25 protein-coding genes and 1 tRNA gene are annotated in these 24,345 nt (G+C 62.0%); 17 read left to right on the top strand and 9 right to left on the bottom strand.

Translation table 11 applies throughout. The features are described from left to right. Position 1 precedes the first annotated feature (1 nt). Positions 2-1,027, bottom strand: coding sequence for a histone deacetylase family protein (locus AC1D2N_RS10570; protein WP_130653433.1), 1,026 nt, complete (start codon positions 1,025-1,027; stop codon positions 2-4). Between the two features lie 133 nt (positions 1,028-1,160). Between AC1D2N_RS10570 and AC1D2N_RS10565 the strand changes: the two genes are divergently transcribed. Next, positions 1,161-1,772 (top strand): HAD-IA family hydrolase, encoded by a 612-nt coding sequence (locus AC1D2N_RS10565; RefSeq protein WP_130653432.1) that lies wholly within the window; start codon positions 1,161-1,163, stop codon positions 1,770-1,772. A gap of 15 nt (positions 1,773-1,787) precedes the next feature. Here the strand turns inward: AC1D2N_RS10565 and AC1D2N_RS10560 are convergent, their stop codons facing one another. Together AC1D2N_RS10560 and AC1D2N_RS10555 are read right to left on the bottom strand one after the other, a co-directional pair. Continuing rightward, a complete protein-coding gene (locus AC1D2N_RS10560) occupies positions 1,788-2,306 on the bottom strand; it encodes a GNAT family N-acetyltransferase (protein WP_128408873.1) in 519 nt (172 codons plus the stop codon). Between the two features lie 24 nt (positions 2,307-2,330). Beyond that, complete coding sequence (locus AC1D2N_RS10555) at positions 2,331-2,897, bottom strand: helix-turn-helix domain-containing protein (protein WP_128408874.1); 567 nt, start codon at positions 2,895-2,897, stop codon at positions 2,331-2,333. Positions 2,898-3,036: 139 nt separating this feature from the next. Here AC1D2N_RS10555 and tenA point away from each other — a divergent pair, with 139 nt between their 5' ends. The 4 genes from tenA to AC1D2N_RS10535 all read left to right on the top strand — a co-directional run bounded on the left by tenA (position 3,037) and on the right by AC1D2N_RS10535 (position 6,232). Further along, positions 3,037-3,735 carry a thiaminase II gene (gene tenA / locus AC1D2N_RS10550; protein ID WP_130653431.1) on the top strand — a complete coding sequence of 233 codons (699 nt, stop codon included), beginning with the start codon at positions 3,037-3,039 and terminating at the stop codon, positions 3,733-3,735. 76 nt (positions 3,736-3,811) lie between these two features. Beyond that, positions 3,812-5,644, top strand: a complete 1,833-nt coding sequence (gene lepA / locus AC1D2N_RS10545; RefSeq protein WP_017962846.1) for a translation elongation factor 4 — start codon at positions 3,812-3,814, stop codon at positions 5,642-5,644. Positions 5,645-5,702: 58 nt separating this feature from the next. After that, on the top strand, positions 5,703-5,933 hold the full coding sequence (locus tag AC1D2N_RS10540) for a type II toxin-antitoxin system CcdA family antitoxin (RefSeq protein ID WP_018447942.1): 231 nt from the start codon (positions 5,703-5,705) through the stop codon (positions 5,931-5,933). Then, a complete protein-coding gene (locus AC1D2N_RS10535) occupies positions 5,933-6,232 on the top strand; it encodes a CcdB family protein (RefSeq protein ID WP_130653430.1) in 300 nt (99 codons plus the stop codon). The genes AC1D2N_RS10540 and AC1D2N_RS10535 overlap by 1 nt, the downstream gene beginning before the upstream one ends. Positions 6,233-6,237: 5 nt before the next feature. On the opposite strand, the gene AC1D2N_RS10530 is transcribed toward AC1D2N_RS10535, so the two are convergent. From AC1D2N_RS10530 to AC1D2N_RS10520, 3 genes are all read right to left on the bottom strand, one after another. After that, positions 6,238-6,690, bottom strand: coding sequence for a GFA family protein (locus AC1D2N_RS10530; RefSeq protein WP_018244370.1), 453 nt, complete (start codon positions 6,688-6,690; stop codon positions 6,238-6,240). Positions 6,691-6,776: 86 nt separating this feature from the next. After that, positions 6,777-7,325, bottom strand: a complete 549-nt coding sequence (locus AC1D2N_RS10525; RefSeq protein WP_130653429.1) for a sugar O-acetyltransferase — start codon at positions 7,323-7,325, stop codon at positions 6,777-6,779. Positions 7,326-7,336: 11 nt separating this feature from the next. Further along, positions 7,337-8,113 (bottom strand): type 1 glutamine amidotransferase, encoded by a 777-nt coding sequence (locus AC1D2N_RS10520; protein ID WP_197728281.1) that lies wholly within the window; start codon positions 8,111-8,113, stop codon positions 7,337-7,339. A 204-nt stretch (positions 8,114-8,317) separates the two neighbouring features. On the opposite strand from AC1D2N_RS10520, the gene AC1D2N_RS10515 reads away from it, so the two are divergent. Next, positions 8,318-8,611, top strand: coding sequence for an Rdx family protein (locus tag AC1D2N_RS10515; protein ID WP_003544579.1), 294 nt, complete (start codon positions 8,318-8,320; stop codon positions 8,609-8,611). Between the two features lie 9 nt (positions 8,612-8,620). On the opposite strand, the gene AC1D2N_RS10510 is transcribed toward AC1D2N_RS10515, so the two are convergent. Further along, positions 8,621-9,040, bottom strand: coding sequence for a BA14K family protein (locus tag AC1D2N_RS10510; protein ID WP_130653427.1), 420 nt, complete (start codon positions 9,038-9,040; stop codon positions 8,621-8,623). Positions 9,041-9,208: 168 nt separating this feature from the next. On the opposite strand from AC1D2N_RS10510, the gene AC1D2N_RS10505 reads away from it, so the two are divergent. Together AC1D2N_RS10505 and AC1D2N_RS10500 are read left to right on the top strand one after the other, a co-directional pair. Beyond that, positions 9,209-9,295: transfer RNA gene (locus AC1D2N_RS10505), tRNA-Leu, on the top strand. 239 nt (positions 9,296-9,534) lie between these two features. Next, positions 9,535-9,819: a hypothetical protein gene (locus AC1D2N_RS10500; RefSeq protein ID WP_028731783.1), complete on the top strand. Its 285-nt coding sequence runs from the start codon at positions 9,535-9,537 to the stop codon at positions 9,817-9,819. 261 nt (positions 9,820-10,080) lie between these two features. On the opposite strand, the gene AC1D2N_RS10495 is transcribed toward AC1D2N_RS10500, so the two are convergent. Both AC1D2N_RS10495 and AC1D2N_RS10490 read right to left on the bottom strand, forming a co-directional pair. Beyond that, entirely contained in the window at positions 10,081-10,413 is a 333-nt protein-coding gene (locus AC1D2N_RS10495) for a hypothetical protein (protein ID WP_018244365.1), read from the bottom strand. Positions 10,414-10,472: 59 nt separating this feature from the next. After that, positions 10,473-12,086, bottom strand: a complete 1,614-nt coding sequence (locus AC1D2N_RS10490; RefSeq protein ID WP_018244364.1) for a GumC family protein — start codon at positions 12,084-12,086, stop codon at positions 10,473-10,475. A 134-nt stretch (positions 12,087-12,220) separates the two neighbouring features. On the opposite strand from AC1D2N_RS10490, the gene AC1D2N_RS10485 reads away from it, so the two are divergent. From AC1D2N_RS10485 to AC1D2N_RS10445, 9 genes are all read left to right on the top strand, one after another. Beyond that, the gene (locus AC1D2N_RS10485; protein ID WP_130653426.1) at positions 12,221-13,270 is read left to right on the top strand and encodes a glycoside hydrolase family 5 protein; all 1,050 of its coding nucleotides are present in this window, start codon (positions 12,221-12,223) and stop codon (positions 13,268-13,270) included. 2 nt (positions 13,271-13,272) lie between these two features. After that, a complete protein-coding gene (locus AC1D2N_RS10480; RefSeq protein WP_130653425.1) occupies positions 13,273-14,553 on the top strand; it encodes a hypothetical protein in 1,281 nt (426 codons plus the stop codon). Positions 14,554-14,599: 46 nt separating this feature from the next. Continuing rightward, positions 14,600-15,616, top strand: a complete 1,017-nt coding sequence (locus tag AC1D2N_RS10475) for an acyltransferase family protein (protein ID WP_130653424.1) — start codon at positions 14,600-14,602, stop codon at positions 15,614-15,616. A gap of 210 nt (positions 15,617-15,826) precedes the next feature. After that, positions 15,827-16,711 (top strand): formyltetrahydrofolate deformylase, encoded by an 885-nt coding sequence (gene purU / locus AC1D2N_RS10470; protein ID WP_018244360.1) that lies wholly within the window; start codon positions 15,827-15,829, stop codon positions 16,709-16,711. Between the two features lie 119 nt (positions 16,712-16,830). Continuing rightward, positions 16,831-19,758 (top strand): aminotransferase, encoded by a 2,928-nt coding sequence (locus AC1D2N_RS10465; RefSeq protein ID WP_130653423.1) that lies wholly within the window; start codon positions 16,831-16,833, stop codon positions 19,756-19,758. A 522-nt stretch (positions 19,759-20,280) separates the two neighbouring features. Next, a complete protein-coding gene (locus AC1D2N_RS10460) occupies positions 20,281-20,475 on the top strand; it encodes a hypothetical protein (protein WP_003544544.1) in 195 nt (64 codons plus the stop codon). A gap of 129 nt (positions 20,476-20,604) precedes the next feature. Next, complete coding sequence (locus AC1D2N_RS10455) at positions 20,605-21,600, top strand: P1 family peptidase (RefSeq protein WP_130653422.1); 996 nt, start codon at positions 20,605-20,607, stop codon at positions 21,598-21,600. Positions 21,601-21,655: 55 nt separating this feature from the next. After that, positions 21,656-22,576, top strand: a complete 921-nt coding sequence (locus tag AC1D2N_RS10450) for a LysR family transcriptional regulator (RefSeq protein WP_018447954.1) — start codon at positions 21,656-21,658, stop codon at positions 22,574-22,576. Positions 22,577-22,726: 150 nt separating this feature from the next. Further along, positions 22,727-24,256 carry an ABC transporter substrate-binding protein gene (locus tag AC1D2N_RS10445; RefSeq protein WP_197728280.1) on the top strand — a complete coding sequence of 510 codons (1,530 nt, stop codon included), beginning with the start codon at positions 22,727-22,729 and terminating at the stop codon, positions 24,254-24,256. Positions 24,257-24,345 lie beyond the last annotated feature (89 nt).

Raw genomic sequence — 24,345 nt, 5'->3', positions numbered from 1 at the left:
ATCAGGCTTCCAGTCCCTTGAGGACATTGGCGACGTTGAGGCCGATTTCCGGCACGCCGTAGCCACCCTCCATACAGGCGAGCACCGGCAGGCCGGCGGCTGATATCATCGCGCCCATGCGGATGAAATCATCGGAGGTGAGGCTGAAGAAGGAGATCGGATCGCGCTCGAAGGTATCGACACCGAGTGCCACGACGATCGCCTCGGCGCCGAAGGTCTTGATGCGGGTGAGCGCATCGGCAAGGGCCGAAGACCAGACATTCCAAGGCGTGCCCGGGAGCATCGGATAGTTGCGGTTGCTACCTTCGCCCTCTCCCTCGCCTTCCTCGCCGGCATGGCCGAGGAAATAGGGAAAGGCATGCATGGGATCGCCATGCAACGAGGCGGTGAAGACATCGCCTCTGTGATAGAAGAGATCCTGCGTGCCGTTGCCATGGTGGAAATCGACATCCAGCACCGCGACTTTCCTCGCACCATGGTCGAGCAGCCGCTGCGCGGCGACGCCCGAATTGTTGATGAAGCAATAACCGCCGAAGAGATCGATGCCGGCATGGTGGCCGGGCGGGCGGCAGAGCGCGAAGGCGAAACGATTGCCGGCATTCAGCCAATCGGCGCCCGTGATCGCGCAGCGCATGGAGGCGATCGCCGCCTCGTAGGAGCCCTTGGTGATCGAGGTATCGGCGGCATTGGCGTAATGGCCGATCGCGCCGACGATATTGTCGGGTACACGCTGGCTGGTGCGGCGAACGGCGAAGGAATTGGCGATCGCCTCGCCGGTGAAACCGGCCGCCACCCAGCGGTCCCAGACGGTGGCGAGGAAATCCAGATAGGCGGGATCATGCACCTTCAGCGCCGTTTCCAATCCATGCGCATCGGGCGCCACCACGTCGGTAAAGCCCGCCTCCTTGACCGCCGCCAGGATCCATTCGGCGCGAAACGGCGCCTCGAAGGGCGTCACCAGTTGGCCGGCGTGCAGCTCGGTCCTGGCATCGCGCAGCTTGTGGTCTTCGGAATAGATGACGCGCATTTCAGATCCTGCCCTTGATTGACGATGGAGATTTACACGGCTCGGCCGCGACAAAAAAGTGGCGCGCCGTCTTGAACGTCCAGGCGGATGACGCCACCTTCGCCGGTGTTTTGAGAACGAGGAAATATTCCGCATGAAAGTGCTGATGGTCGATGTCGACGGCGTACTCATTCATGGTCGCCCCGCCGACGGCCTGCCTCACTTCACCTATCTGGAACGCGACCTCGGCCTGCGTGTCGACCTGCTGCAGCAGGAATTCTTCCAGAGCCACTGGCGCGATATCATCATCGGCCGCGAGGCGCTGGAGCCGAGGCTCGCCGGCGTTCTCGCAAAGATTGCGCCCCACCTCAGCGCCGAAACACTGATCGACTACTGGTTCGAAAACGATTCCCGTCTCGACCGCAATCTGCTCGAAGAACTCGCTGCTCTCAGGCAAAGCGGCATCACTCTCTTGCTGGCGACCAACCAGGAGCATAGGCGGGCACGCTACCTGATGGAGCAGATCGGCCTTAGCGCACATTTCGACGACATCATCTATTCCGCAGCACTCGGACACAGCAAGCCTTCTCCCGATTTCTTCCGGCTGGCGACCGAGCGGGCCGGCGTGCTGCCCGGCGACATCGCCTTCATCGACGATATGGCCGAAAATATCGAAGCAGCGCAGCAATTCGGCTGGAATGCGGCGCAATGGACGGCGGGCACGACGCTTGGCGGCGCGCTTCCGGTCTTCGCCAGGCCGGCATGAGCGGGGCCGGCGCAATCAGGTAAGCCGCTTGTAGAACAGGGTGGTGGCGCAGAAACCGCCTTCCGGCCACAGCGCGTAATCGGGGATGACACCGACACGCTGCCAGCCCAGGCGCGGATAGATCGCCTCGGCATCGCTGCCGGTTGCCGTGTCGAGCACGAGCAGGGTCTTGCCGCGGCTTGCCGCCTCACGCTCAGCGGCATCCATCAGCAGCCGCGCGAGCCCCTTGCCGCGGGCGGAGCGATGCACCAGCAGCTTCTTCAGATCGCCGCGATGCGGCTGGTTCGGCATCTGCGCGGCACCCACCTGGACGGTGCCGACGATCCTGCCGTCGAGTTCGGCAACCAGCAGCAGATTGCCGCCGGTGGCAACGGCATCGGCGACATCACGCCAATAGGGCTCGGCATCTTCGGGCCCATAGGGCTGCATGAAGCCGACGGAGGCGCCGCCCGCGACGCAATCGACAAGCACTTGCGAAAGGGCCGGAATGGCGGCGCGGGCCTCCTCGGCGGAAAGGGTGCGAATAGCAGGCATGCTGTTCTCCTGAATTGAATGCTGTTATCGGCCGCCGCGATCGAGCACGACGCAATAGCGCGCCGGCGTGTTGCCGGGATTGTGGAATACGTGACCCTCGCCGACCGGCATGAAGAGGCAATCGCCCGGCCGCAGCCGGTAGACGATCTCAGCCGCCGTCATCTCCAGCTCGCCGTCGAACAGCCAGATATGCTGTGTCATGCCATGGGCGCTCGCATGCGGGGGGAAGCTGACGCGGGCGCCGGCCGGGAATTCAACCTCGACGATATCGACATCGGAAGCCGTGCCCGGGGGTGAAACAGACCGTCTGATATAACCGGTCTCCGGATCGCGCCAGACCTGTTGCTCCTGCCTCCGGGCGAGCGGCGAAGCCTGCCCCTCTTCCGCAAAGAAGGCCGACAGCGACAGGCCGAGCGCGGCGCAGATCCTCGCCAGCAGCGAGGCGGTCGGGCTCGCCTCCGCCCGCTCGATGCGCGAGATCATCGCCCGGCTGACGCCGGAGGCCGCAGCAAGATCATCGAGCGTCAGAGCCTTTTCCTGCCGTAGCGTGCGGATGCGGATGCCGATCGCCTGTTCCAGTTCCGGTTCCATTTTTCAGTCCCGTGATTCCACTATAAGAGAAATACATTATCTGATGATGGAATCAAGTGTCTACGAAAAGCGGCCAAAACGCGGCTTGCTTTCGCCGCTGCGCCGTCCATATATGGCGGCGTAATCCGAGGAGAGAGTGATGGACGGCAGCATGCAGAGCACGGAAACGACGGAAAGCTTCACGGCTGCCGCCTGGGACAGGATCGCGCCGATCATGGCTGAAATCGAGGCGTTGCCGCTGCTGCAGCGCCTTTCGGACGGCACGCTGCCGCCGGAGGTTTTCCGGCACTACATCCTGCAGGATGCGCTCTACCTCAAGCATTATGCGCGATGCCTGGCGATCGTCGCGGCCAAAGCGCCCGACAATGCGCAGGTCCTGCGCTTCCTCGGTTCGGCGCAGAAGGCGATCACCGTCGAGCAGGGCCTGCATGCCGGCTTCCTCACCCAATTCGGCATCAGGTCTGCGGACGTCACTTCGGCCGAGCCCTCGCCGGCCGGCTTTGCCTATACGAACTTCCTGCTTGCCACCGCCTATCACAGCTCCTACGCGGTGGCGCTGTCCTCCATCCTTCCCTGCTTCTGGATCTACTGGCACGTCGGCGAAGCGATCAAGAACCGGCCTGTTATCGAGGGCAATGCCTTCCAGGCCTGGATCAACACCTATGGCGATCCGCAATTTGCCGCCGGTGCCCGCGAAGTCATCGCGCTGACCGACATTGCCGCCCGCGCCGCATCGACGGTGGAGCGGGCGCAAATGACCGACGTCTTCGTGCGCGCCTCGCAATATGAATGGATGTTCTGGGATTCAGCCTGGCGGCTGGAGACGTGGCCGGTCTGATACGCGCCCGACACAGGACGAAATAGCGTAAACAGCGGGATAATTACCGCTTTGCGGCAGGGGGCGGCGCTGCTATATGGCGCGCATGAGCACCAATTCCACCACTCCGCTGTCCCATATCCGCAACTTTTCGATCGTGGCCCATATCGACCACGGCAAATCGACGCTGGCCGACCGCCTGATCCAGACGACGGGCGGCCTTGCCGAGCGCGAAATGTCCGAGCAGGTGCTCGACAATATGGATATCGAGCGCGAGCGCGGCATCACCATCAAGGCCCAGACCGTGCGCCTGCATTACCAGGCGAATAACGGCGAGAAATACATTCTCAACCTGATCGACACGCCCGGCCATGTCGACTTCGCCTATGAGGTCTCACGGTCGCTGTCGGCCTGCGAGGGTTCGCTGCTTGTCGTCGATGCCAGCCAGGGCGTCGAAGCGCAGACGCTCGCCAACGTCTACCAGGCGATCGACAACAACCACGAGATCGTCACCGTCCTCAACAAGATCGACCTGCCGGCCGCCGAACCCGACCGCATCAAGGAACAGATCGAGGAAGTGATCGGCATCGACGCTTCGGAGGCTGTGCTGATTTCGGCAAAGACCGGCCTCGGCATTCCCGATGTGCTGGAAGCGATCGTCCACAAGCTGCCGGCGCCGAAGAGCCCCGGCGGCGAAAAGGCGCCGCTGAAGGCGCTGCTTGTCGACAGCTGGTACGACGCCTATCTCGGCGTCATGGTTCTGGTCCGCGTCATCGACGGCGTGCTGACCAAGGGCCAGACGGTGCGGATGATGGGCACCGATGCGAAATACCAGGTGGAGCGCGTCGGCGTGCTGACGCCGAAGATGGTCAATATCGACCGCCTCGGCCCCGGCGAGATCGGCTTCATCACCGCCTCGATCAAGGAAGTGGCCGATACCCGCGTCGGCGACACGATTACCGAGGACAAGCGGCCGACGGCCCAGGCGCTGCCGGGCTTCAAGCCGGCCCAGCCGGTGGTGTTCTGCGGCCTCTTCCCGGTCGATGCCGCCGATTTCGAGGATCTGCGCGCCGCCATGGGCAAGCTTCGCCTCAACGACGCCTCCTTCTCCTTCGAAATGGAATCATCAGCGGCACTCGGCTTCGGTTTCCGCTGCGGCTTCCTCGGCCTGCTGCATCTCGAAATCATCCAGGAACGGCTGGAGCGCGAGTTCGACCTCGACCTCATCGCCACCGCACCCTCCGTCGTCTACAAGATGTACATGACCGACGGCACGGAGCGCGAGCTGCACAATCCGGCCGACATGCCCGATGTCGTCAAGATCTCGGAAATCCACGAGCCGTGGATCCGCGCGACGATCCTGACGCCCGACGACTATCTCGGCAGTATCCTGAAGCTCTGCCAGGACCGGCGCGGCATCCAGATCGAACTCACCTATGTCGGCACGCGCGCGATGCTGACCTACGATCTGCCGCTCAACGAAGTCGTCTTCGATTTCTACGACCGGTTGAAGTCGATCTCGAAGGGTTATGCCTCCTTCGACTACACGCTGACCGACCACCGCGAGGGCAACCTGGTGAAGATGTCGATCCTCGTCAATGGCGAACCGGTCGACGCGCTGTCGATGATGGTGCACCGGACGGCCGCGGAAAAGCGAGGCCGCGACATGTGCGAGAAGCTCAAGGAGCTGATCCCGAAGCACATGTTCAAGATCCCGATCCAGGCGGCGATCGGCGGCAACGTCATTGCCCGCGAGACGATCTCGGCGCTGCGCAAGGACGTGACCGCGAAATGCTACGGCGGCGACGCCACCCGCAAGCGCAAGCTGCTCGACAAGCAGAAGGCCGGCAAGAAGCGCATGCGCCAGTTCGGCAAGGTGGAGATCCCCCAGGAAGCCTTCATCGCCGCGCTGAAGATGGGCGACGAATAACGCTTCTCAACGGTATTTTATGCGCATACAATGTGCGCATAAAATTGAGGAGATCGTTATGGCTCAGCGACCAAGAAAAGCAGCGAACCTGTCTCTTGATGAAGGTCTCGTTTCCCAGGCGCGCGAGCTCAAGATCAACATATCCCGGGCGGCGGAAGATGGTATCGCACAGGCCATAAAGGCGGAGCGCGAGCGGCTTTGGCGTATCGAGAACGCCGAGGCTATCGCCGCTTCCAATGCCTATGTCGAAAAGCACGGTCTGCCGTTTCAGAAATATCGACAGTTCTGATGGCTCGGTTTCATGTTTACAATCTTATGCATACCGACGCGCTTGCCCTCGATCTGCAGTCCGACTTGCTTGGTGAGCTGACAACGCGGATCATGGCGCCGATGCTTCCATTGCAAGCTCTTCCCAAAATCATGCGTCAGCTCAATCCACAATTCGTGATCAATGACCTGCCCTATGTGATGGCTACCCAATTCACCAGCGCAATTTCCGTAAAGGAGATTGGAGGCGTGGTGGCGGATCTTACCGCCGACAGTGATCGAATTATCGCCGCCGTCGATTTTCTCTTCCAGGGTTTCTGAGAGCCTCATCCCCTGCCCATATATTCCTTCACCAGCCCCTCATAGGCGTCCATTTCAGGCAGCGCCGCGTAGCTGTACACCGCCCCGGTCTCGGCGAAGGACAGCTTCTCGCTTGTCCAGGTCTCGATGAAAGGCGTGAACCAGCTCGGATCATCCAGCATGGTCGCGCGCAGATTGACGAACCAGTCCATGCCTTCCGGCCGGGTGAACATCCAGCTCATGCAATGCGGGCAGAAATAATGCTTCGTGACGCCATGCAGGCCGCCGATCACCGGCTCGCCTTGCGTCACCTCGAAGCCTTCGCTGGGGATGGCCGCACTCAGCGAATAGGCGCTTGATGTCATCTTCTGGCACCCCGTGCAATGGCAGGCCATGGTCAGCAGCGGCGGAGCGCTGATCTTCAATCGCACCCGGCCGCAACGGCAGCCGCCCTCCATCGGTAAATTCAGTTCGCTCATGCTTTCCTCCCCTTTTGCCCTCTCATCTAGCGGAATGATCGCCGCTGTCGAGATGGCGAGGGGCCAGCACGGGATAGGAGCCGGCGTTAGCGGATGCGGGCCGGACTGCCGACCACGGTTGCGCCGGCCGGCACATCCCTGGTCACCACCGCACTGGCGCCGACAATCGCACCGTCGCCGATGGTGACGCCGCCGAGGATGATGGCGCTGCCGCCGATCCAGACGTCGTTGCCGATGGTGACGGGCCTGGCGATCTCGATGCCCGTGCTGCGAAGTGCCGGCTCCTTGTGATGCTCGGCGCAATAGATCTGCACCCCCGGGCCGAACATGCTGCGATCACCGATCGTCACCCGGCCGGAATCGAGAATGGTGCAGCCGGCATTGAAATAGACGCGCTCGCCGAGAGTGATGTTGATACCGTAGGAGCAGTGAAACGGCGCTTCGATGAAGACATTGGGCGCTGCCTGCGCAAAGAGTGCCCTCAGGGCCGGAGCCATCGCGCCGCGCTCATCCGGCGGCAGCGTGTTGTGCGCATGGACGGCCATGCGCGCCTGCCGGCGCAAGAGATCGAGCTCGTCATCGAGGCAGCAATACCATTCGCCTGCCGCCATCTTTTCGCGTTCACTGGCCGCCATCGCATCACCCCTCACGCCGAGGCCTGCGACAGCATTTCGACCTCTTGCCGTTCGATCAGGCTGACCCAGGCGCGCGCAATGGCAAGGCCCGCGGCATCGGCGGCTCCGCCATGCCTTGCCGCCAGCTCTGCATGGTTCTCCAGCCAGCCCGGCGCAATACGCGCGATCGTGTCGGGAAATTCGGCCTTCCATTGCTCGACGACGTCCGAATTGGCCTCGAAATGGAACTGGGTGCCATAGACGGCGCGACCGATGCGGAAGGCCTGGTTCTCGGCGACGGGGCTCGAGGCGAGACGCACCGCGCCCTCAGGCAGGGAAAACGTGTCGGCATGCCATTCGAAGATGGTGAACTCGCCGCCAAGCGCCGACAGCAGCGGATCGGCCCGGCCATCGGCGGTGACGCCGATCCGGTGCCAGCCGAATTCGCGGGCGATCCCTAAGTGATTGTCGGCGCCATAAGCGCGGGCGAGAATCTGGCTGCCGAGGCAGATGCCGAGCACGGCCTTGCCGGCATCGCCGAAGCGGCGCGTGAGCCGGACGAGCTCTGGCAGATAGGGATGGGTTTCGTCATCCAGCGCGCTCTGCTCGCCGCCGAGAACGACGAGCGCGTCATGGCCCGATATATCCAGCGGCAGGATGCCGTCCTGCCACACCCGGAACCACTCGATCTCCGCTCCCGCCTCGTCGAGCGCTGCGGCAAGCGCGCCGAGGCCGGTATTTCGCATATTTTCGATGACTGCGACGCGCATGGGCTCTTCCTGGTATGGCCGACCATCGGAAGAGACCATGGCGGAGGACGGCGCGCAAGACGCCAGAACAGGATTCAGGCTTTAGGCCGGTTCGGCCCAAAATCTGAATCCTGTTCTTAATTAAATAGTTGGAGCATGATGTCGCCCGAAAACCGCTCACACTTTTCGGCATCATGCTCTAGCGAGGGCGATTGCGCGCACGCGCCACAGGGCTTAAATCTCAACAAACGAAAGGACATCGCCATGACCGAAAAAGCCCGCGTCACGATCCTCTACTGCACCCAGTGCAACTGGCTGCTGCGCGCCAGCTGGATGGCGCAGGAGCTTCTGCACACCTTTTCCGACAGCCTCGGCGAAGTGGCGCTGATCCCCGCCACCGGCGGCAATTTCGAGATCCGCGTCAATGGCGATCTGATCTGGGAGCGCAAGCGCGACGGCGGCTTTCCCGGGCCGAAGGAGCTGAAGCAGCGGGTCCGCGACATCGTCGAGCCCGGCCGCGATCTCGGCCACGTCGACCGCGCCTCGCTCGAAAGCTGATCACGACAATCAGCGATAGGGCGAGCGGCAGGTCTTGTAGATGCCCTCATAGGTGAGGAAACGATCGGTCCTCGGATTGTAGGAGCGGTATTCGTTCCTGCACCAGGCGGCATGGCTGTTCATGTCGCGCGCCTTCGGCTGCACCCTTTGCACCGGCGGCGGATCATAGGTCAGCTGCGGCGGCCCGGCAGCGCCCGGCCGGTAATAGGTCGGCCCCGCGCCGCGCGGGCGGTAGTTCGGCTGGACATAGGCGGGGCGATGCCATTGCTGCGGCCCGAACCCGAAGCAGCCGCGAAAATCGCAAAGCGTCGAGCCGGTATTGAGCGGCCCGACCCCGGGCTTGCCCAGCTTCAGCGAATCGGCCCCGGCGATGGCGGGTGACAAAACGGCCAACAGACCGGCGAGCAGAAGCGTGCGGGGAGCAAGCATGATGCATTCCTTTCGATATTTCCTCTATATAGGGCGTGCCAACCGGAGCGCTATGCCCACCCTTCGGCGCTCCCTCGCATGTGATCGGCCGCTTTTTCGCCAACTGTCAGAAAAACTTCAAAAACCCAGTTGACAGTCAGGGGCCACCCCCTTACATCGCTCTCCGTCGCCCAGATGGCGGAATTGGTAGACGCGCCAGCTTCAGGTGCTGGTACCCGAAAGGGTGTGGAGGTTCGAGTCCTCTTCTGGGCACCATTCCATTCTTGATCGTTACCAAGATCAAGGAGTTAAGCCTTTTCAACTAAAGTTGCGCAGGTGCCTTGCAACAAAGGCCAGTCGCGATCCGCGCAAGGGCTTGTTCGCTCAATAGCTCCCAAGAATTCTCCGAAGTCCTCACTTCTAGACGCTTATTCCCGCCGCTCTTGATAGCTGGCCTGCATTGACTCCCTCACCCCCAAATGCGAACATAAAGCGAACAAAATGGAGTCTTGCTGATGATCCGATACGCCGCACCCGCCGCCAGCCACCCCGAGCCTATAAAGGTCCGCGAGGTGTCAGCTGCCAAGCCGGCCATTGAAATACCGCCCCCCAAGCCGGTCATTGAGGTAGCCGCTGCGGCGCCTGCGGCCGGCCTGCTGCTGCCCAGCTCCGAGGCAGACGAGTTCGGCTCCGACACTCTGCCGAAAACCACCAAGCCAGCACGCCGTGCGGCAACAAAGCGCAAGTCCAAGGTCGTCAAGGCAGACGACGCTCCACTCCAGCTTAATCTGGAGACTTAGCCGCAACGATCCGGCCAAGGTATGGCAGCGCCTGGGAACTCCCACCATAATGTATGTAGCACTTCGGAATCCCGAAGCGGGGGAATTTCGAGATTCCGAAGTGGGATTTTTTCTTTCTGCCGACACGCCCGCCTTTGTCAGCAGCCATCGGCCAGCGGAATGGGATCCGGCGCCGTCCTGTCCAGATCAGCCGCTGCCTATGCCGTCAGCCGCTGGAGTTCACCACAACCGCACGACATTGCAGCAGTCGGCCCGAAGCGTTCACCGCACCGGCTGATAGTGGCCGCGCAGGGGGACCTTGTCGTCCATCGAGATGAAGCCGTCGCGTTCGCAGACATACATCAGCGTCGGCATGCCGCCGGAGCGGAAGATCTCGTCGTAACGGCGGCGGATCTGCACGGTTTCGGTGCGGCAATTGTAGGAATCCTCCTCTTTCTTGTCCGGCTGCGCCTTGACGCCGGGAAGACCCTTATAGGGATAGAGGGGTTGAACCCCGGAATCGACGGATTTTGTCCAGTCGACGGCAAAGGCGGACGCCGGGGCGAGGCTCGACACGGCAACGAGCGATATCAGAGGCATCATCAACAGCCGCATGGGAACTCTCCTGCCGGCGATAGGCCGCACTTCCGATGTAGGAAAACCGACGACCGTCATCAAGCGGCCGCAGCGGGGGACTTCCTGAAATAACTTCTGATGACGGGATGGCCGAAGAGACCGGCGAGGATCGCAAAACCGGCGCCGATGACGAAACCCGCGAGAAAACCGCCGATGACGCCGGCAACCAATAGAATCGTCTTTCCGGGACCGTCTCCCTTGACCGGCGGCTCGGCCGGCGAAATGACGCGAATGTTACTCTGGTTGAAGTTCTGCTCCTCGCTCGTCTGGCCGGAGCGTTTCAGCACCGTCTCGTAAATATCGCGCGCCGCCGTCGCCTTGCGCTGCAATTCGTTCAATTCCACCTGCTTGTCGGAGGTACTCGCCTGCAGCGCCTTCTGCACGGCAAGTTCCTTGGCGATGCTGTCCTCGGCGGCCTTGGCCTGCTCGTATTCGCCCCTTGCCGAGGTGGCGAGACGCTGCAATTCGCCCTTGATTTCGCCTGATATGCTCTGCAGCGAGGAGCGGGCCGCCTGCAGGCGCGGATGACGCGTGCCCATCTGGCTTTCGAGGCTGCCGACGGCGGCGGCCTGGGTGGCATATTGCTGACGCAGACTGACGAGCGGCGAGGTGACGCCGCCCTCCGCCTGGTTGCCGGCGACGATGTCCTCGACGCGGAGATTGGCGACGGCATCGGCGCGCGCCTTCGCCTGGATGGTCTTTTCCTGTGCCGTCACCAGCATCGTGTTCAGCGACACGAGCCGCTGATCGGAAATCAGGTTACCTTCTGTCGCGGCCATGTCGTTGTCGGCGCGGAAGGTTTCGACAGCCTGCTCGGCCTCCAGCACCTTCTGGCGCAGGTCGTTGAGGCGTCCGTCGAGCGTCGAGGAGGTGTTTTCGTAAATGCCGTTCGAAGCACTGTTCTCTTCCTCGGTGAAGGAGGTGACGACCTGGTTGGCAAGCCTTGCGGATTTTTCGGGATCATTGGTCGTGGCGGCAAGCGAGACGACATAGGTGCTGGCCTCACGGGTGATGACCAGCGCCTTCTGCAGAGTGCCGATCACGGCGGCGCCATCCGTGCGGCCGCCGGTGAATTCGGGATCCTGGTCGAGCTTCATGGCTTCAGCGACGCGCCGCAGCACATTGCCCGAGGTCAGGATCTGCACCTGGCTATCGATCAGCGCCGAGATCATTTCCGGCGAGGGACCCGAAGATTGCGCGCCGGTATCGGCAAGGCCGATCTGGCGCGGGTCGAAATAGAGGCTGCTGACGGCGGTGAATTTCTGGGCGATGCGCGGCGCCACCGCCCCGCCTGCCACAGCTCCGAGAAGCGCCAGGCCCAGCACGATCAGCCGTCGGCTCCAGATCGCGGCGATACTCGAGCGGAGGTCGAGAAGTGGTGCCGCAGGCGCGGATGCTGCGTTCGACGGCGCGTCGACGACAGGTTGTTTTGGAAGCGGCGGCGGAGGTGCCGGACGCTCATACTGGCGGGTTTCCGTAGTATTTTCCGGCGGCACGAAAGGGGGCGAAGCGGGTTCGGGCGACGGCCGGACGAAATCATCCGGGCGGATGACGGGACTGCGCATGCGCACGCCTTCCGGCGCAGTCTGAGATGGCTCAAAACTGCGCCAGCCAGGGAGCCGGCTTACCCTGTTCCTGTCATACTGGTTCATACGCGCACTCGTGTCCCGCCCAGCGTGAAAGACTGAAGCCGAGGTGCTGATACTTTAGAAATTCTTAGCTAACGGACCGTTAAAATAACTTCAGCGACGCCGACGTTGCGATTGCCGCGATAGCGAGGATGGCCATGAGGACGACACGACATCTGACAGCGCTGCTGCTTGCGGTCGCTCTCACCCCGTCGCCGGTCCTTGCGGCTGAGGCCCCGTGCTACCGCGGCGTCAATTTGTCCGGCGGCGAATATGGCGAGCGCGGCGGCATCTATGGCACCAACTATACCTATCCCGGCGAAGACACGATTAGCTATTTCGCCAAAAAGGGCATGACGATCATCCGACTGCCCTTCCGCTGGGAGCGGCTGCAGTCCGCACTCGGCGGGCGGCTCGACGAGGACGAGCTCAAGCGGCTCAAGGATACCATCGGCCTCATTCGCAAACACGGCATGGCGGTTCTGCTCGACCCGCATAATTTCGGCTATTACGACAAGACCCAGGTCGGCACGGCGCCGGCAACGGATGCCGCCTTCGGGGATTTTTGGGCAAGGCTCGCCGTTGAATTCGCCAATCAGGACGGTGTTCTCTTCGGCCTGATGAACGAACCGCACGACATCAAGGCGACCGACTGGCTGGATGCCGCCAATGCGGCGATCCGCAGCATCCGCGCCGTCGGCGCGCGCAACCTCATCCTGGTGCCGGGCACAGCCTGGAGCGGCGCGTCAAGCTGGGAAAAAGACGTGATCGGCGGCGCCAACGGCACGGTGATGCTCGGCGTGCGCGATCCACTCGATTTCTACGCTTATGAGGTTCACCAGTATCTCGATGCCGATTCCTCCGGCACCCATCCGACCTGCGAAGGCTCGACTGCTGCGGTCGAGGCGATCGCCGGGGTGACCACCTGGCTGAAGCGGAACCACAAGCGCGGCTTTCTCGGTGAATTCGGCGCCTCCGCGGACAAGGACTGCATGAGCGGGTTGACCGAAATCTACGCCACCATGACTGACAATAGCGACGTCTGGCTCGGCTGGTCCTACTGGGCGGCCGGCGAATGGTGGCCGGCGGACGAGCCCTTCAACGTCCAGCCGCGCAAGGGCCTCGAGCGGCCGCAGATGCGGCTTCTTGCCGAGGCGGCAAAAGCCGATACCGGCACTTGCTCCGCCGTCAAGCCTGCGGGGAAATGAGCATGGCAGTCGCCGATCACAGGACAGCGACGTTCACTGTAGCCGGCAACCGGCTTGATGCTGCCCGCGGGGCATCACGCACCGATCATACGGTGCTCTGGCTCGGCCTGCTCTCCGTGCTCTACAACGGCATTCTGGCCTTCATCAACCACAACATCGTGCCGCTTTCGATGACGCATGTCGCCGTCAGCGAAGGCCTGATCATGGCGAGCGCCATCATCTACATCCTGCACAAGGGGATCTACGAGACCGACCTGCCGGCCTTTCTGTTCCTGCTGTTCACGCTCATCGTGACCATCTATGTCAGCGTGCTCAACCGCATGCTGTTCATCGATCACTTCCGCAACGTGCTGATCATCTTCTGCTTTACCGGGCTCGGCGGCTGGAGCAACGAGAAAACGATGAAGCTCGCCTTTCGCTGGGCAAGTCTTGCCGTCATGATCTTCCTGATCTTCGAGATCATCAGCGTGCCGTTCTATGTCAGCATCGTCCACCCGTCCGATTATTTCGCCAATACGCGCGGGCTGCTGCCGCTGAGCTACAACACGACGGGCCTCTTTCAGAACGCGCTCGGCTTTCCCGAGCGCTTCTCCTTCGGCATCATCGACCATCGTTCCTCCTCGATCTTCCTCGAACAGGTATCGCTGGCCAATTTCTGCGGCGTGATCGCGGTCTACCTGATTTCGATGTGGGAGAGGCTTGGCCGCTGGGACCGGTTGCTGATGATCAGCACCGCCGTGCTGATCCTGGTGACGAACGACACACGCACGATGCTGATCTTCTGCTTTGCCTGCATCGCCGGCTACTTCGTCTTTCCGAAGATCCCGAAGAATTTCAATCTGGCGCTGATGCCGCTGATCGTCGCCGCCGGCTTCCTCGTCTACGTGATGAAACCCAATGCGACGGGCGACAATTTCACCGGCCGCATCAACCTGACGATGAAGAAGATCATGGAGCTCGATCCGCTTGCCATCCTTGGACTTTCGGTCGACCGGGTCGCCGAATTCGCCGACAGCGGCTATGTCTACCTGATCTACGCGGCGACGATCTTCGGCGTCATCGCCTTGTGGCTGTTCGTCTGCCTCTTTCCCGCCGGGCGCACGGCGGCGCAGCGGCGCTGCGCCCATTCACTTTCTCTTTTCATTTTTCTGAATATGATGATCGGGGGAACCGCGGTCTTCTCGATGAAGATCGCCGGTCTCCTATGGTTCGTCGTCGGATATATGCGCTTCCACGACAGCCCGCGCATCCGGCAGGGTCATCCGGCAGATGTATTGAGTTGACCGCAGCGGCGCCTGTCCGCGCGAGCCCGAGGGAGCAAGACGCTCGATGCTTGTCCAGCTTCAATATCTGCGTGCCATCGCGGCGCTGATGGTTGTCTATTTCCACGCGATATTGCAGCTCGCCAAGGTCAATCCCGCGGTCGACGCCACCGCCTTCATCTATGGTGAAACCGGCGTCGACATCTTCTTCGTCCTGAGCGGTTTCGTGATGTGGTTGACGACGAGCGGACGCGCGATGAGCCCGGTCGATTTCGCCCGGCGGCGCATCAAAAGGATCGTACCGCTCTACTGGCTGGCGACGCTGTTTTCGGCGACTGTGGCGCTGGTGGCCCCGTCATTGTTGAAATCGACGGTGTTCGACCTGCCGCATCTCATCGCCTCGCTGTTGTTCCTGCCATGGGCCAATCCCGCCGATCCCAGCACGATCACGCCGGTGGTCGTTCCGGGATGGACGCTGAATTACGAAATGTTCTTCTACTTGGTCTTTGCGCTTCTGCTGCCGCTGCAGGAAGTTCGCCGCATCCCGGCGATGTTTGCCGTCTTTGCCGTTATCCTGATCACCTGCCGGCTGCTGCCGGAAACGACTGTGACCCGGTTCTACCGCGAGCCGATCATGCTGGAGTTTCTCGCCGGTGTCGTGCTCGGCTGGCTCTACGGACAGAAGGTCCTGCTACCGAACCGCTGGGCTTGGGCAGCCCTTGCCGTGGGCTCCGCCTTTCTCTTCATCAACGAGGCGCTGATGCCGCCGGAAAGCCGGTTCTACGCCTGGGGTATTCCGGCGATCTTCATCATGTACGGCGCCGTCTCCATCGATTTTTCCAGGCTGCCGGTTGTGGGATGGCTGAACTATCTCGGCGACTGCTCCTACAGCATCTATATCACCCACGCCTTCACGCTGGCTTTTCTCAGGGTCGCCGCCGATCGGCTGCCGATCGGCATCCTGCAGCAGCCCGTGCTCTTCGTCATCCTCTCGCTGGTGCTCTCGTCGATCGGCGGCGCAATTATCCATGAGATCACGACGCCTCGCCGGAAAGCGGCCGTGGCGAGCCGGCCGCCGGCCTAAAGCGCGTCGAAGGCGAGAATACGCATCCAAGCGGCGCTGACGGTACAGTTTTTCGCGCAACTTCTCCTAAGCTTCAGACTTGGCAAATGAGAGAACTTGCAGAAACGTGATGGTTTCTCTTGCAATTTGTCGCATGAATGAAAGTGCGCCGGCCTATTCGCGGCCCGGGCTTTGATCTAAGCACGGCGGCGGCCTTGGAGAGGGAAAGACATGACAAGTTACGTATTGACGGTATCCTGCAAATCGACACGCGGCATCGTCGCGGCGATTTCGAGCTATCTGGCAGACAAGGGCTGCAACATCGTCGATAGTTCCCAGTTCGACGATCTCGATACCGGCAAGTTCTTCACGCGGGTGAGCTTCATCTCCGAGGAAGGCGTGCCCCTTGCCGAACTCAAGGAAGGCTTCGAGCCGATCTCCAAGCGGTTCGCCATGGATGCCGAGATCCATGACGGCAACGCCCGCATGAAGGTGCTGCTGATGGTGTCGCGCTTCGGCCATTGCCTCAACGACCTGCTCTACCGCTGGAAGATCGGCGCGCTGCCGATCGATATCGTTGGCGTCGTGTCCAACCATTTCGACTACCAGAAGGTCGTGGTCAACCACGACATCCCCTTCCACCACATCAAGGTGACGAAGGAGAACAAACTGCAGGCCGAAGGCCAGATCATGGATATCGTCGAACAGACGGGTACGGAGCTGATCGTTCTCGCCCGTTACATGCAGGTGCTTTCGGATGCGATGTGCCAGAAAATGTCTGGCCGGATCATCAACATCCACCATTCCTTCCTGCCGAGTTTCAAGGGCGCCAATCCTTACAAGCAGGCCTACGGCCGCGGCGTGAAGCTGATCGGGGCGACGGCGCATTACGTCACCGCCGATCTCGACGAGGGCCCGATCATCGAGCAGGATACGGCGCGCATCACCCATGCACAGTCGCCCGACGACTATGTCTCGATCGGCCGCGACGTCGAAAGCCAGGTGCTGGCCCGCGCCATCCACGCTCACATCCACCACCGCACCTTCCTGAACGGCAACCGCACCGTGGTCTTTCCGGCAAGCCCCGGCGGCTACGCTTCCGAACGCATGGGTTGAGCGCCGCATAGACCCTGCATCTCTTTTGCTGGCGAATGACAATCTCCCGTTGCCTGCCGGCGGCAAGTACTTGATTATCTCGTTCAATAGGTAATCGAATCATGCTGCGGAGAGGTGTCATGACCGACGAGGCGCTTGTTGATCGCATGGCGCTGCCGCGTCCCGACGTCACCGCTAGCGACGCGGAAGAGATACTCCTTGCTCATTACAGCCTCTCCGGCACGCTTACCGAACTCGGCAGCCAGCAGGATCGAAACTATCGCGTCGATAACGATCGTGGCCGCTACGTCCTGAAGATCTGCCATGCAGCCTACGAGACCCGCGAGCTCGAAGCGCAGAATGCGGCGATCCGTCACCTCAAAAGCCGGCAAGATGCGCCGCGCGTTCCGCAGGTGATCCCCACTAATGACGGGCGGGAGATCGTCGTCCTGACCGTGCGCGGGCGGGGCTATCAGGTCCGGCTGCTGGAATATCTGGAAGGCCAGGGGCTGACAGAACTGACCTATCTGGCACCGGCCTCCGTTGCGGCCCTCGGCGCGCTCTGCGCCAGGCTGGCGCTGGCGCTTGCCGATTTCAACCATCCCGGTCTCGACCGCAGCCTGCAATGGGATCTCAGGCGCGCCGGGCCGGTCGCGGTGCAGCTGCTGTCCGCGATCACCGACAGTGCGGCGCGCGACCGGATCGCCAAGACCATGGTGATGGCCATTCGCCGCATCCAGCCCTTGGCGCCATCGCTTCGGCTGCAGGCCGTGCATCATGACGTCACCGGCGACAATGTCGTCGGCCACCGCGACGCCCGTGGCCATACGATCCCCGACGGGGTGATCGATTTCGGCGACATCATCCGCGGCTGGCTGGTCGGCGACCTCGCCGTCACATGCGCTTCGCTGCTGCATCAGGCGGATGGCGACCCTTTTTATATCCTGCCAGCCGTCACCGCCTATCAGGCGATCTATCCGCTGACCGAGGAGGAGCTGAAGGCGCTCTGGCCGTTGACCGTCGCGCGCGCGGTCATTCTCGTCGCCAGCAGCGAGCAGCAGATTTCGGTCGATCCCGATAATGACTATGTCCGCGGCAACCTCAAGCACGAGCGGGCGATCTTCGATACGGCGATGTCCGTTCCCTTCGAACTCATGGAAGCCGCGATCCTCAAGGCGGCCGGCGCAGACGTTGCCGCCCCGGAAGCATCGGGATGGCTGCCGTTGCTGCCGGACATCGATCCCGCCGGGATCGCTTATGTCGATCTTGGGGTGCGGAGCCCGCATTTTTCTGCCGGCAACTGGCTGAATACCGACATGGACTGGCGGCTGCTTGCCCGCGTGGCAACGGAAAACGGCATCGCAGCGACGCGCTATGGCGAATATCGGCTTTCCCGCGCGAGCTTGGGAAATGCGACGGGACAGGCAACCTGCGCCCTGCATATCGACATTTGCCTCGCGGCAGGCAACGCGATTGCTGCACCCTTTGCCGGCCGCATCAGCTGGAAGGACCAGCATCTGACGCTTGCCAGCGACAGCATGACCCTGCATCTCGATGGGCTCGATCTCTCGGTCGAGGATGGAGCTGAGGTGGCCGCCGGCGATCCGCTCGGCACGGTTTTCGGAGAGGCTGCGTCGCTCGGCGGGTTGCGCGTCCAGCTTTGCAGCGTCGCAGGTCTCGAACCGCCGCTTTTTGCCACGCCGCGCACGGCCGCGGCCTGGTCGGCGCTCTGCCCCTCACCCTCGCTCCTTCTCAGCCCGGAAGCCGATGCACCGAGATCTGATACCGCCGAACTGCTCGCCAGGCGGCAGGCGCATCTCGCAAGGCCGCAGAAGAACTATTACGCGGCGGCGCCGCAGATCGAGCGCGGCTGGCGGGAGCATCTGTTCGATGTCGAGGGCCGCGCCTATCTCGACATGGTCAACAACGTCACCATTCTCGGCCATGGCCATCCCAGGTTCGCGGCAGCGATCCACGCCCAATGGCTGCGGCTCAACACGAATTCGCGCTTCCACTATGCCGCGATCACGGAATTTTCCGAACGCCTCGCCGCCCTGTCGCCGGACGGGCTCGACGCGGTCTTCCTGGTCAACAGCGGCTCGGAGGCGAACGATCTGGCGCTTCGGCTGGCGCAAGCCCATAGCGGCGCGCGCAAAATGCTCTGCCTGCTCGAAGCCTATCATGGCTGGTCGGCGGCGAGCGACGCCGTCTCCACCTCGATCGCCGACAATCCGCAGGCACCGACCACCCGGCCGGACTGGGTGCATACCGTCGTTTCGCCGAACACCTATCGCGGCGACTTCCGAGGTCCCGATACGGCAGCGGATTATCTCAGCATGGCGACGCCGGTGCTGGAAGCAATTGATGCTGCGGGCGAAGGCCTTGCGGGCTTCATCGCCGAATCAGTCTACGGCAATGCCGGCGGCATTCCGCTGCCGGACGGTTATCTCAGGGAAATCTACGCGCAGGTGCGCGCCCGCGGCGGCCTCTGCATCGCCGATGAGGTGCAGGTCGGTTATTCCAGGCTCGGACATTATTTCTGGGGCTTCGAGCAGCAAGGGGTCGTGCCCGATATCATCACCGTCGCCAAGGGCATGGGCAACGGCCATCCGCTCGGCGCCGTCATCACCACGCGGGAGATTGCGCAATCGCTGGAGAAGGAGGGCACTTTCTTTTCCTCCACCGGCGGCAGCCCGGTCAGTTGCATCGCCGGCATGGCGGTGCTCGACATCATGGCCGAGGAAAAGCTGCAGGAAAATGCCCGGACGGTCGGCGATCATCTGAAGGCGCGGCTCGCCGCGCTGATCGACCGTCATCCCATTGCGGGCGCCGTGCACGGCATGGGCCTCTATCTCGGCCTCGAATTCGTCCGCGACAGAACGACGCTGGAGCCTGCGACGGAAGAGACGGCTGCAATCTGCGACCGGCTTCTCGAACTCGGCGTCATCATGCAGCCGACGGGCGATCACCAAAATGTGCTGAAGATCAAACCGCCGCTCTGCCTCAGCATCAACAGCGCCGATTTTTTCGCGGACATGCTGGAGAAGGTGCTCGAAGAAGGCTGGTGACACAGGGCTTCCAGCATTAACCAAATCGGTCATTTCGAGGCATGTCGATTTTTAATGAAACGGGCCATTGCCTGATACAGCAAGGCTTCCTATGTCTGCCGCTGTGATCGATCGAACTTCCGATTCTGTCATGCGAATTTAACGAAGGACTGATATGTTTCTTTCTGTAAGTTCGGGCTACGACGGAATGAATTTTTTCAGATCGTCGATATTTTGACACGTTTCGGAATATGTTTCCGATAGGCTATCGGGTAATCTCTACCAAGATAGTAGATTATTGAAGACAGCCATCACCGGCCCCGGGCTGTACCGGGACCTCTCAAGTGCAACGCCAACACAAGGAACGAGCATGATAGACATCGATATTCTCGCCGATCTCCTTGGGCGATCTGTGCTTGGCAATGACCGTCCGGGCGCCCTCTCCCGCCCGAACTGTCGAATGTGACGTTCGTCCTCCTTTCAACGGTACCAGACAAGTCAATTCGCCATGGCTGCGCATGTCGCGCGGCAGGAGTTCTATCTATGAAGAAGCAAGTTATCGAATATGCAGGCGTTCCCGTCGGGATCGTCATTCCCGATGAAGACCGGCTGAAGTTCATCGCCGTGAAATTTCATGTCCACGACCTTGACGAGCAGCGTTTCGGCTCGCCCGACGAGGTGCGGCTGGCCATCCATGACCTGATGACCCGCCGTCATCCGAAGCCGCTTCATGCCTGAGGGCATGAGGCCGCGATTAGCATTCGCGGCTTTTCCCGATGTCCGACCGGTCCCGCAAAATGGGGCCGGTCTTGTTTTTTGAAGGCAATTGCAGTCCTATCGGCGGCCTTTCCGCATAAGGATCCGCCCTTGCCCGATCTTCTGAACCTCATCACCGACATCGAAGGCGTTTCCGTCGGCCATGCAACCGACCTTGCGCTCGGTTCCGGCGTCACGGTCATCGTCTTCGACGAACCGGCCGTCGCATCCGGCACGGTGCTCGGCGGTGCGCCCGGCGGGCGCGACACCGGCCTGCTCGATCCGTCGATGACCGTCAATGCCGTGGATGCCTTCGTGCTCTCCGGCGGCTCGGCCTTCGGGCTGGATGCCGCCGGCGGCGTGCAGGCGGGCCTGCGCGAACTCGGCCGCGGTTTTGTCGTCGGGCCGCTGCGCATTCCGATCGTGCCACAGGCGATTCTGATGGACCTGCTGAATGGCGGCGACAAGGATTGGGGCCTTCACTCGCCCTATCGCGATATGGGCTATGCGGCGTTGACGGCCGCCGCCAAGGGCGCATTCGCGCTCGGCACGACAGGTGCCGGCACAGGAGCGACGACGGCCACCGTCAAGGGCGGGCTCGGCTCGGCCAGCGCCGTCAGCAGCACCGGGCATCGCGTTGCGGCGATCGTCGCCGTCAATGCGCTGGGCTCCGCAACGATCGGCGACGGACCGCATTTCTGGGCGGCGCCTTTTGAAAAGGATGCGGAATTCGGTGGGCTCGGCATGCCTGATGTGGCCGACCACCGGATGCGGCTCAAGGGCATGAACACGCCGGCAACGACGATCGGCGCTGTCGTGACCGATGCGCAGCTGACGAAGGCCGAGGCGCACCGGCTTTCGCTCGCCGGCCATGACGGCCTCGCCCGAGCACTGCTGCCGGCGCATCTGCCGCTCGACGGCGACACCGTCTTTGCCGCTTCGACGGCCAAGCATCGAAGAGACGACATGGTGAGCCTGATGGAGCTTTGCCACCTCGCGACCATCGTCATGGCCCGGGCGATTGCCCGCGGCGTCTACGCCGCGACCGCCCTTCCGGTCGAGGGCGCGCAAAAGGCCTGGCGCGACCGCTATCCGAGCAGCGGCTGATTGAATAGGGTCAGACTCTCTACAGATTAATATGCCGAATGGCGGAGAGACGTGAATGCAGATCCGGGCGCTGATGTATTTCGACGAGCTGGTCAGGACCAATTCGATGCGCCAGGCGGCCGAGAACCTCAATGTCGCGCCGACGGCGATCAGCCGGCAGATCGAGAACCTCGAATATCATTTCGGCGCGCCGCTCGTCGAACGCAGCGCCCGCGGCGTCAAGCTGACGGCCGCCGGCGAACTGCTTGCCGCCCGCGCCGGCCGGACGCTGCGCGAACTCGATCACGTGCAGCAGCTGATCGAAGACCTGAAGGGCCTGCAGCGCGGCCGTGTCAGCATCTATGCCAATGGGGCGACCGTCGCCAATCTGCTGGCGCCGGCGCTTGCCGAATTCAGCCTGAAATATCCGAAGCTGCGTTTTACCGTGACGATTACCAGCGCGCGGCAGGCGGTCGATGCGGTCAACAGCGCCGAGGCGGATATTGCGGTGACGCTGTTTGCGCCACCGATGTCCGGCACCAAGGTGCGGCTGCGCTCCGAGATCGCCTATGATCTCATCGTCACGCCGCAGCACCCGGCCGCCGCGCATGCCGAGATCCCTATCGGGCAACTCGCCGACTACGCATTGGCGCTGCCGGATCAATCTTTTGGCTTCCGCCAGGCCTTCGATGCGCTGTTCGAGAAGGAGGGGTTGAGCCTCGATCCCGTCTTCGTCACCAGCTCGCTCGAAATGCTGAAGGAACTGGTGCTCAGCGGGGCTGCGGCCACACTGCTGCCGGCGCTGACCGTTCGCCGCGAGATCGAGGCGGGTCAGCTCCTTGCCATTCCGCTCGCCGGCAAGACCGGCATCCGCACCCATGTCGATCTCTGCGTTGCACCGGACCGGCAGCTGTCCTTTGCCGCGACGAAACTGCTCGACTTCATCGAGAGGTTCATGCGCGAGCGCACGAACCGCCGGACCGAGACGAAAGACTGACGCTTCGCGCTTGCATTGCCCGCGGATTTGCGGTGTAGCTTTTTCGGCTACACTGAGCACACAAAATCGTCATTGTGTGTGCACCGGCATAGTGTCACTCTCCTCGCAAAAGGTCTTCGTCATCGACGCGCGGCCAGATAAGGGAACATGATGATCAAGCTTTCGTTTGCGCCTTCAGCGCGTTTCGCCCGGCGGCTTTCGCTCGGTGCTGCGCTTTCGGCCGGCCTGGTGATGACGGCGATGACGCCGGCCGAGGCGGCGAAGTCCACGCTTAATCTTGGCATGAGCGTCGAGCCAACCGGTCTCGACCCGACGATCGCAGCACCAGTCGCAATCGGCCAGGTGACCTGGCAGAACGTGTTCGAGGGGCTGGTGACGATCGACCAGGCCGGCAAGATCCAGCCGCAATTGGCAAAAAGCTGGGAGATCTCTCCCGATGGCCTGACCTATACGTTCAAGCTGCAGACCGGCGTCAAATTCCATGACGGCGAGGTCTTCGATGCCACTGCTGCCAAGTTTTCGCTCGACCGCGCCCGCGGCGCCGATTCCGTCAATCCGCAGAAGCGCTTCTTCGCTTCGATCGCCTCGGTCGATACACCCGATGCCGAAACGCTGGTGCTGCATCTCTCGGCACCAACCGGCAGCCTGATCTACTGGCTCGGCTGGCCAGCCTCGGTGATGGTCGCACCGAAGACGGCTGCCGACGACAAGACGACGCCAGTGGGCACCGGTCCGTTCAAATTCGCCAGCTGGGCGAAGGGCGACAAGGTCGAACTCGCCAGGAATGCCGATTATTGGAAAAAGGATGCGGCCGCCAAGCTCGACACGGTGACCTTCCGCTTCATCGCCGATCCGCAGGCGCAGGCGGCTGCGCTGAAATCCGGCGATCTCGATGCCTTTCCGGAATTTGCCGCGCCTGAGCTGATGAGTTCTTTCGACGGCGATGCGAGGCTGGTCACCAAGATCGGCAATACCGAGCTCAAGGTCGTTGCCGGCATGAACAATGCCAAGAAGCCGTTCGACGACAAACGCGTCCGCCAGGCGCTGATGATGGCGATCGACCGCAAGACGGTAATCGACGGCGCATGGTCGGGCCTCGGCACACCGATCGGCAGCCACTACACGCCGAACGATCCGGGTTATCAGGACACGACCAATGTGCTCCCCTACGACGTCGAGAAGGCGAAGGCGTTGCTCGCCGAAGCTGGCTATCCCAACGGCTTCACCTTCACGATCAAATCGCCGCAGATGGCTTATGCGCCGCGCAGCGCCCAGGTGATGCAGGCGATGTTTGCCGAGATCGGCGTAACGATGAATATCGAGCCGACCGAATTTCCGGCGAAATGGGTCCAGGACATCATGAAGGACCGCAACTTCGACATGACGATCGTTGCCCATGCCGAACCGCTCGACATCGACATCTATGCCCGCGATCCCTATTATTTCAATTATAAGAACCCCGCTTTCAACGCGCTGATGAAGAAGGTCCAGGAGACGACCGATCCCGCCGCGCAGAACGCGATCTATGGCGACGCGCAGAAGATCCTCGCCGAGGACGTGCCGGCGCTCTACCTCTTCGTCATGCCGAAACTCGGCGTCTGGGACAAGAAGCTGAAGGGACTGTGGGAGAACGAGCCGATCCCTTCCAACGTGCTCTCCGGCGTTTCCTGGGACGAGTAGGCGAACAGTGAAGGCGGATTGAGAGGCATGAACGAGGGGAAGCCGCATAACGAGCCGTTCGACGCCGGTCGCAGCCCTCCCCGTTCCAC

This window comes from Rhizobium sp. P1_B8, assembly GCF_056406515.1.
This window is presented reverse-complemented; position numbering and strand designations above follow the sequence as displayed.

What these genes read in the sequence shown, in the direction of transcription:
- AC1D2N_RS10570 (WP_130653433.1), bottom strand. Translation starts at nt 1,027, where the DNA reads ATGCGCGTCATCTATTCCGAAGACCACAAGCTGCGCGATGCCAGGACC.
- AC1D2N_RS10565 (WP_130653432.1), top strand. Translation starts at nt 1,161, where the DNA reads ATGAAAGTGCTGATGGTCGATGTCGACGGCGTACTCATTCATGGTCGC.
- AC1D2N_RS10560 (WP_128408873.1), bottom strand. Translation starts at nt 2,306, where the DNA reads ATGCCTGCTATTCGCACCCTTTCCGCCGAGGAGGCCCGCGCCGCCATT.
- AC1D2N_RS10555 (WP_128408874.1), bottom strand. Translation starts at nt 2,897, where the DNA reads ATGGAACCGGAACTGGAACAGGCGATCGGCATCCGCATCCGCACGCTA.
- tenA (WP_130653431.1), top strand. Translation starts at nt 3,037, where the DNA reads ATGGACGGCAGCATGCAGAGCACGGAAACGACGGAAAGCTTCACGGCT.
- lepA (WP_017962846.1), top strand. Translation starts at nt 3,812, where the DNA reads ATGGCGCGCATGAGCACCAATTCCACCACTCCGCTGTCCCATATCCGC.
- AC1D2N_RS10540 (WP_018447942.1), top strand. Translation starts at nt 5,703, where the DNA reads ATGGCTCAGCGACCAAGAAAAGCAGCGAACCTGTCTCTTGATGAAGGT.
- AC1D2N_RS10535 (WP_130653430.1), top strand. Translation starts at nt 5,933, where the DNA reads ATGGCTCGGTTTCATGTTTACAATCTTATGCATACCGACGCGCTTGCC.
- AC1D2N_RS10530 (WP_018244370.1), bottom strand. Translation starts at nt 6,690, where the DNA reads ATGAGCGAACTGAATTTACCGATGGAGGGCGGCTGCCGTTGCGGCCGG.
- AC1D2N_RS10525 (WP_130653429.1), bottom strand. Translation starts at nt 7,325, where the DNA reads ATGGCGGCCAGTGAACGCGAAAAGATGGCGGCAGGCGAATGGTATTGC.
- AC1D2N_RS10520 (WP_197728281.1), bottom strand. Translation starts at nt 8,113, where the DNA reads ATGGTCTCTTCCGATGGTCGGCCATACCAGGAAGAGCCCATGCGCGTC.
- AC1D2N_RS10515 (WP_003544579.1), top strand. Translation starts at nt 8,318, where the DNA reads ATGACCGAAAAAGCCCGCGTCACGATCCTCTACTGCACCCAGTGCAAC.
- AC1D2N_RS10510 (WP_130653427.1), bottom strand. Translation starts at nt 9,040, where the DNA reads ATGCTTGCTCCCCGCACGCTTCTGCTCGCCGGTCTGTTGGCCGTTTTG.
- AC1D2N_RS10500 (WP_028731783.1), top strand. Translation starts at nt 9,535, where the DNA reads ATGATCCGATACGCCGCACCCGCCGCCAGCCACCCCGAGCCTATAAAG.
- AC1D2N_RS10495 (WP_018244365.1), bottom strand. Translation starts at nt 10,413, where the DNA reads ATGCGGCTGTTGATGATGCCTCTGATATCGCTCGTTGCCGTGTCGAGC.
- AC1D2N_RS10490 (WP_018244364.1), bottom strand. Translation starts at nt 12,086, where the DNA reads ATGAACCAGTATGACAGGAACAGGGTAAGCCGGCTCCCTGGCTGGCGC.
- AC1D2N_RS10485 (WP_130653426.1), top strand. Translation starts at nt 12,221, where the DNA reads ATGAGGACGACACGACATCTGACAGCGCTGCTGCTTGCGGTCGCTCTC.
- AC1D2N_RS10480 (WP_130653425.1), top strand. Translation starts at nt 13,273, where the DNA reads ATGGCAGTCGCCGATCACAGGACAGCGACGTTCACTGTAGCCGGCAAC.
- AC1D2N_RS10475 (WP_130653424.1), top strand. Translation starts at nt 14,600, where the DNA reads ATGCTTGTCCAGCTTCAATATCTGCGTGCCATCGCGGCGCTGATGGTT.
- purU (WP_018244360.1), top strand. Translation starts at nt 15,827, where the DNA reads ATGACAAGTTACGTATTGACGGTATCCTGCAAATCGACACGCGGCATC.
- AC1D2N_RS10465 (WP_130653423.1), top strand. Translation starts at nt 16,831, where the DNA reads ATGACCGACGAGGCGCTTGTTGATCGCATGGCGCTGCCGCGTCCCGAC.
- AC1D2N_RS10460 (WP_003544544.1), top strand. Translation starts at nt 20,281, where the DNA reads ATGAAGAAGCAAGTTATCGAATATGCAGGCGTTCCCGTCGGGATCGTC.
- AC1D2N_RS10450 (WP_018447954.1), top strand. Translation starts at nt 21,656, where the DNA reads ATGCAGATCCGGGCGCTGATGTATTTCGACGAGCTGGTCAGGACCAAT.
- AC1D2N_RS10445 (WP_197728280.1), top strand. Translation starts at nt 22,727, where the DNA reads ATGATCAAGCTTTCGTTTGCGCCTTCAGCGCGTTTCGCCCGGCGGCTT.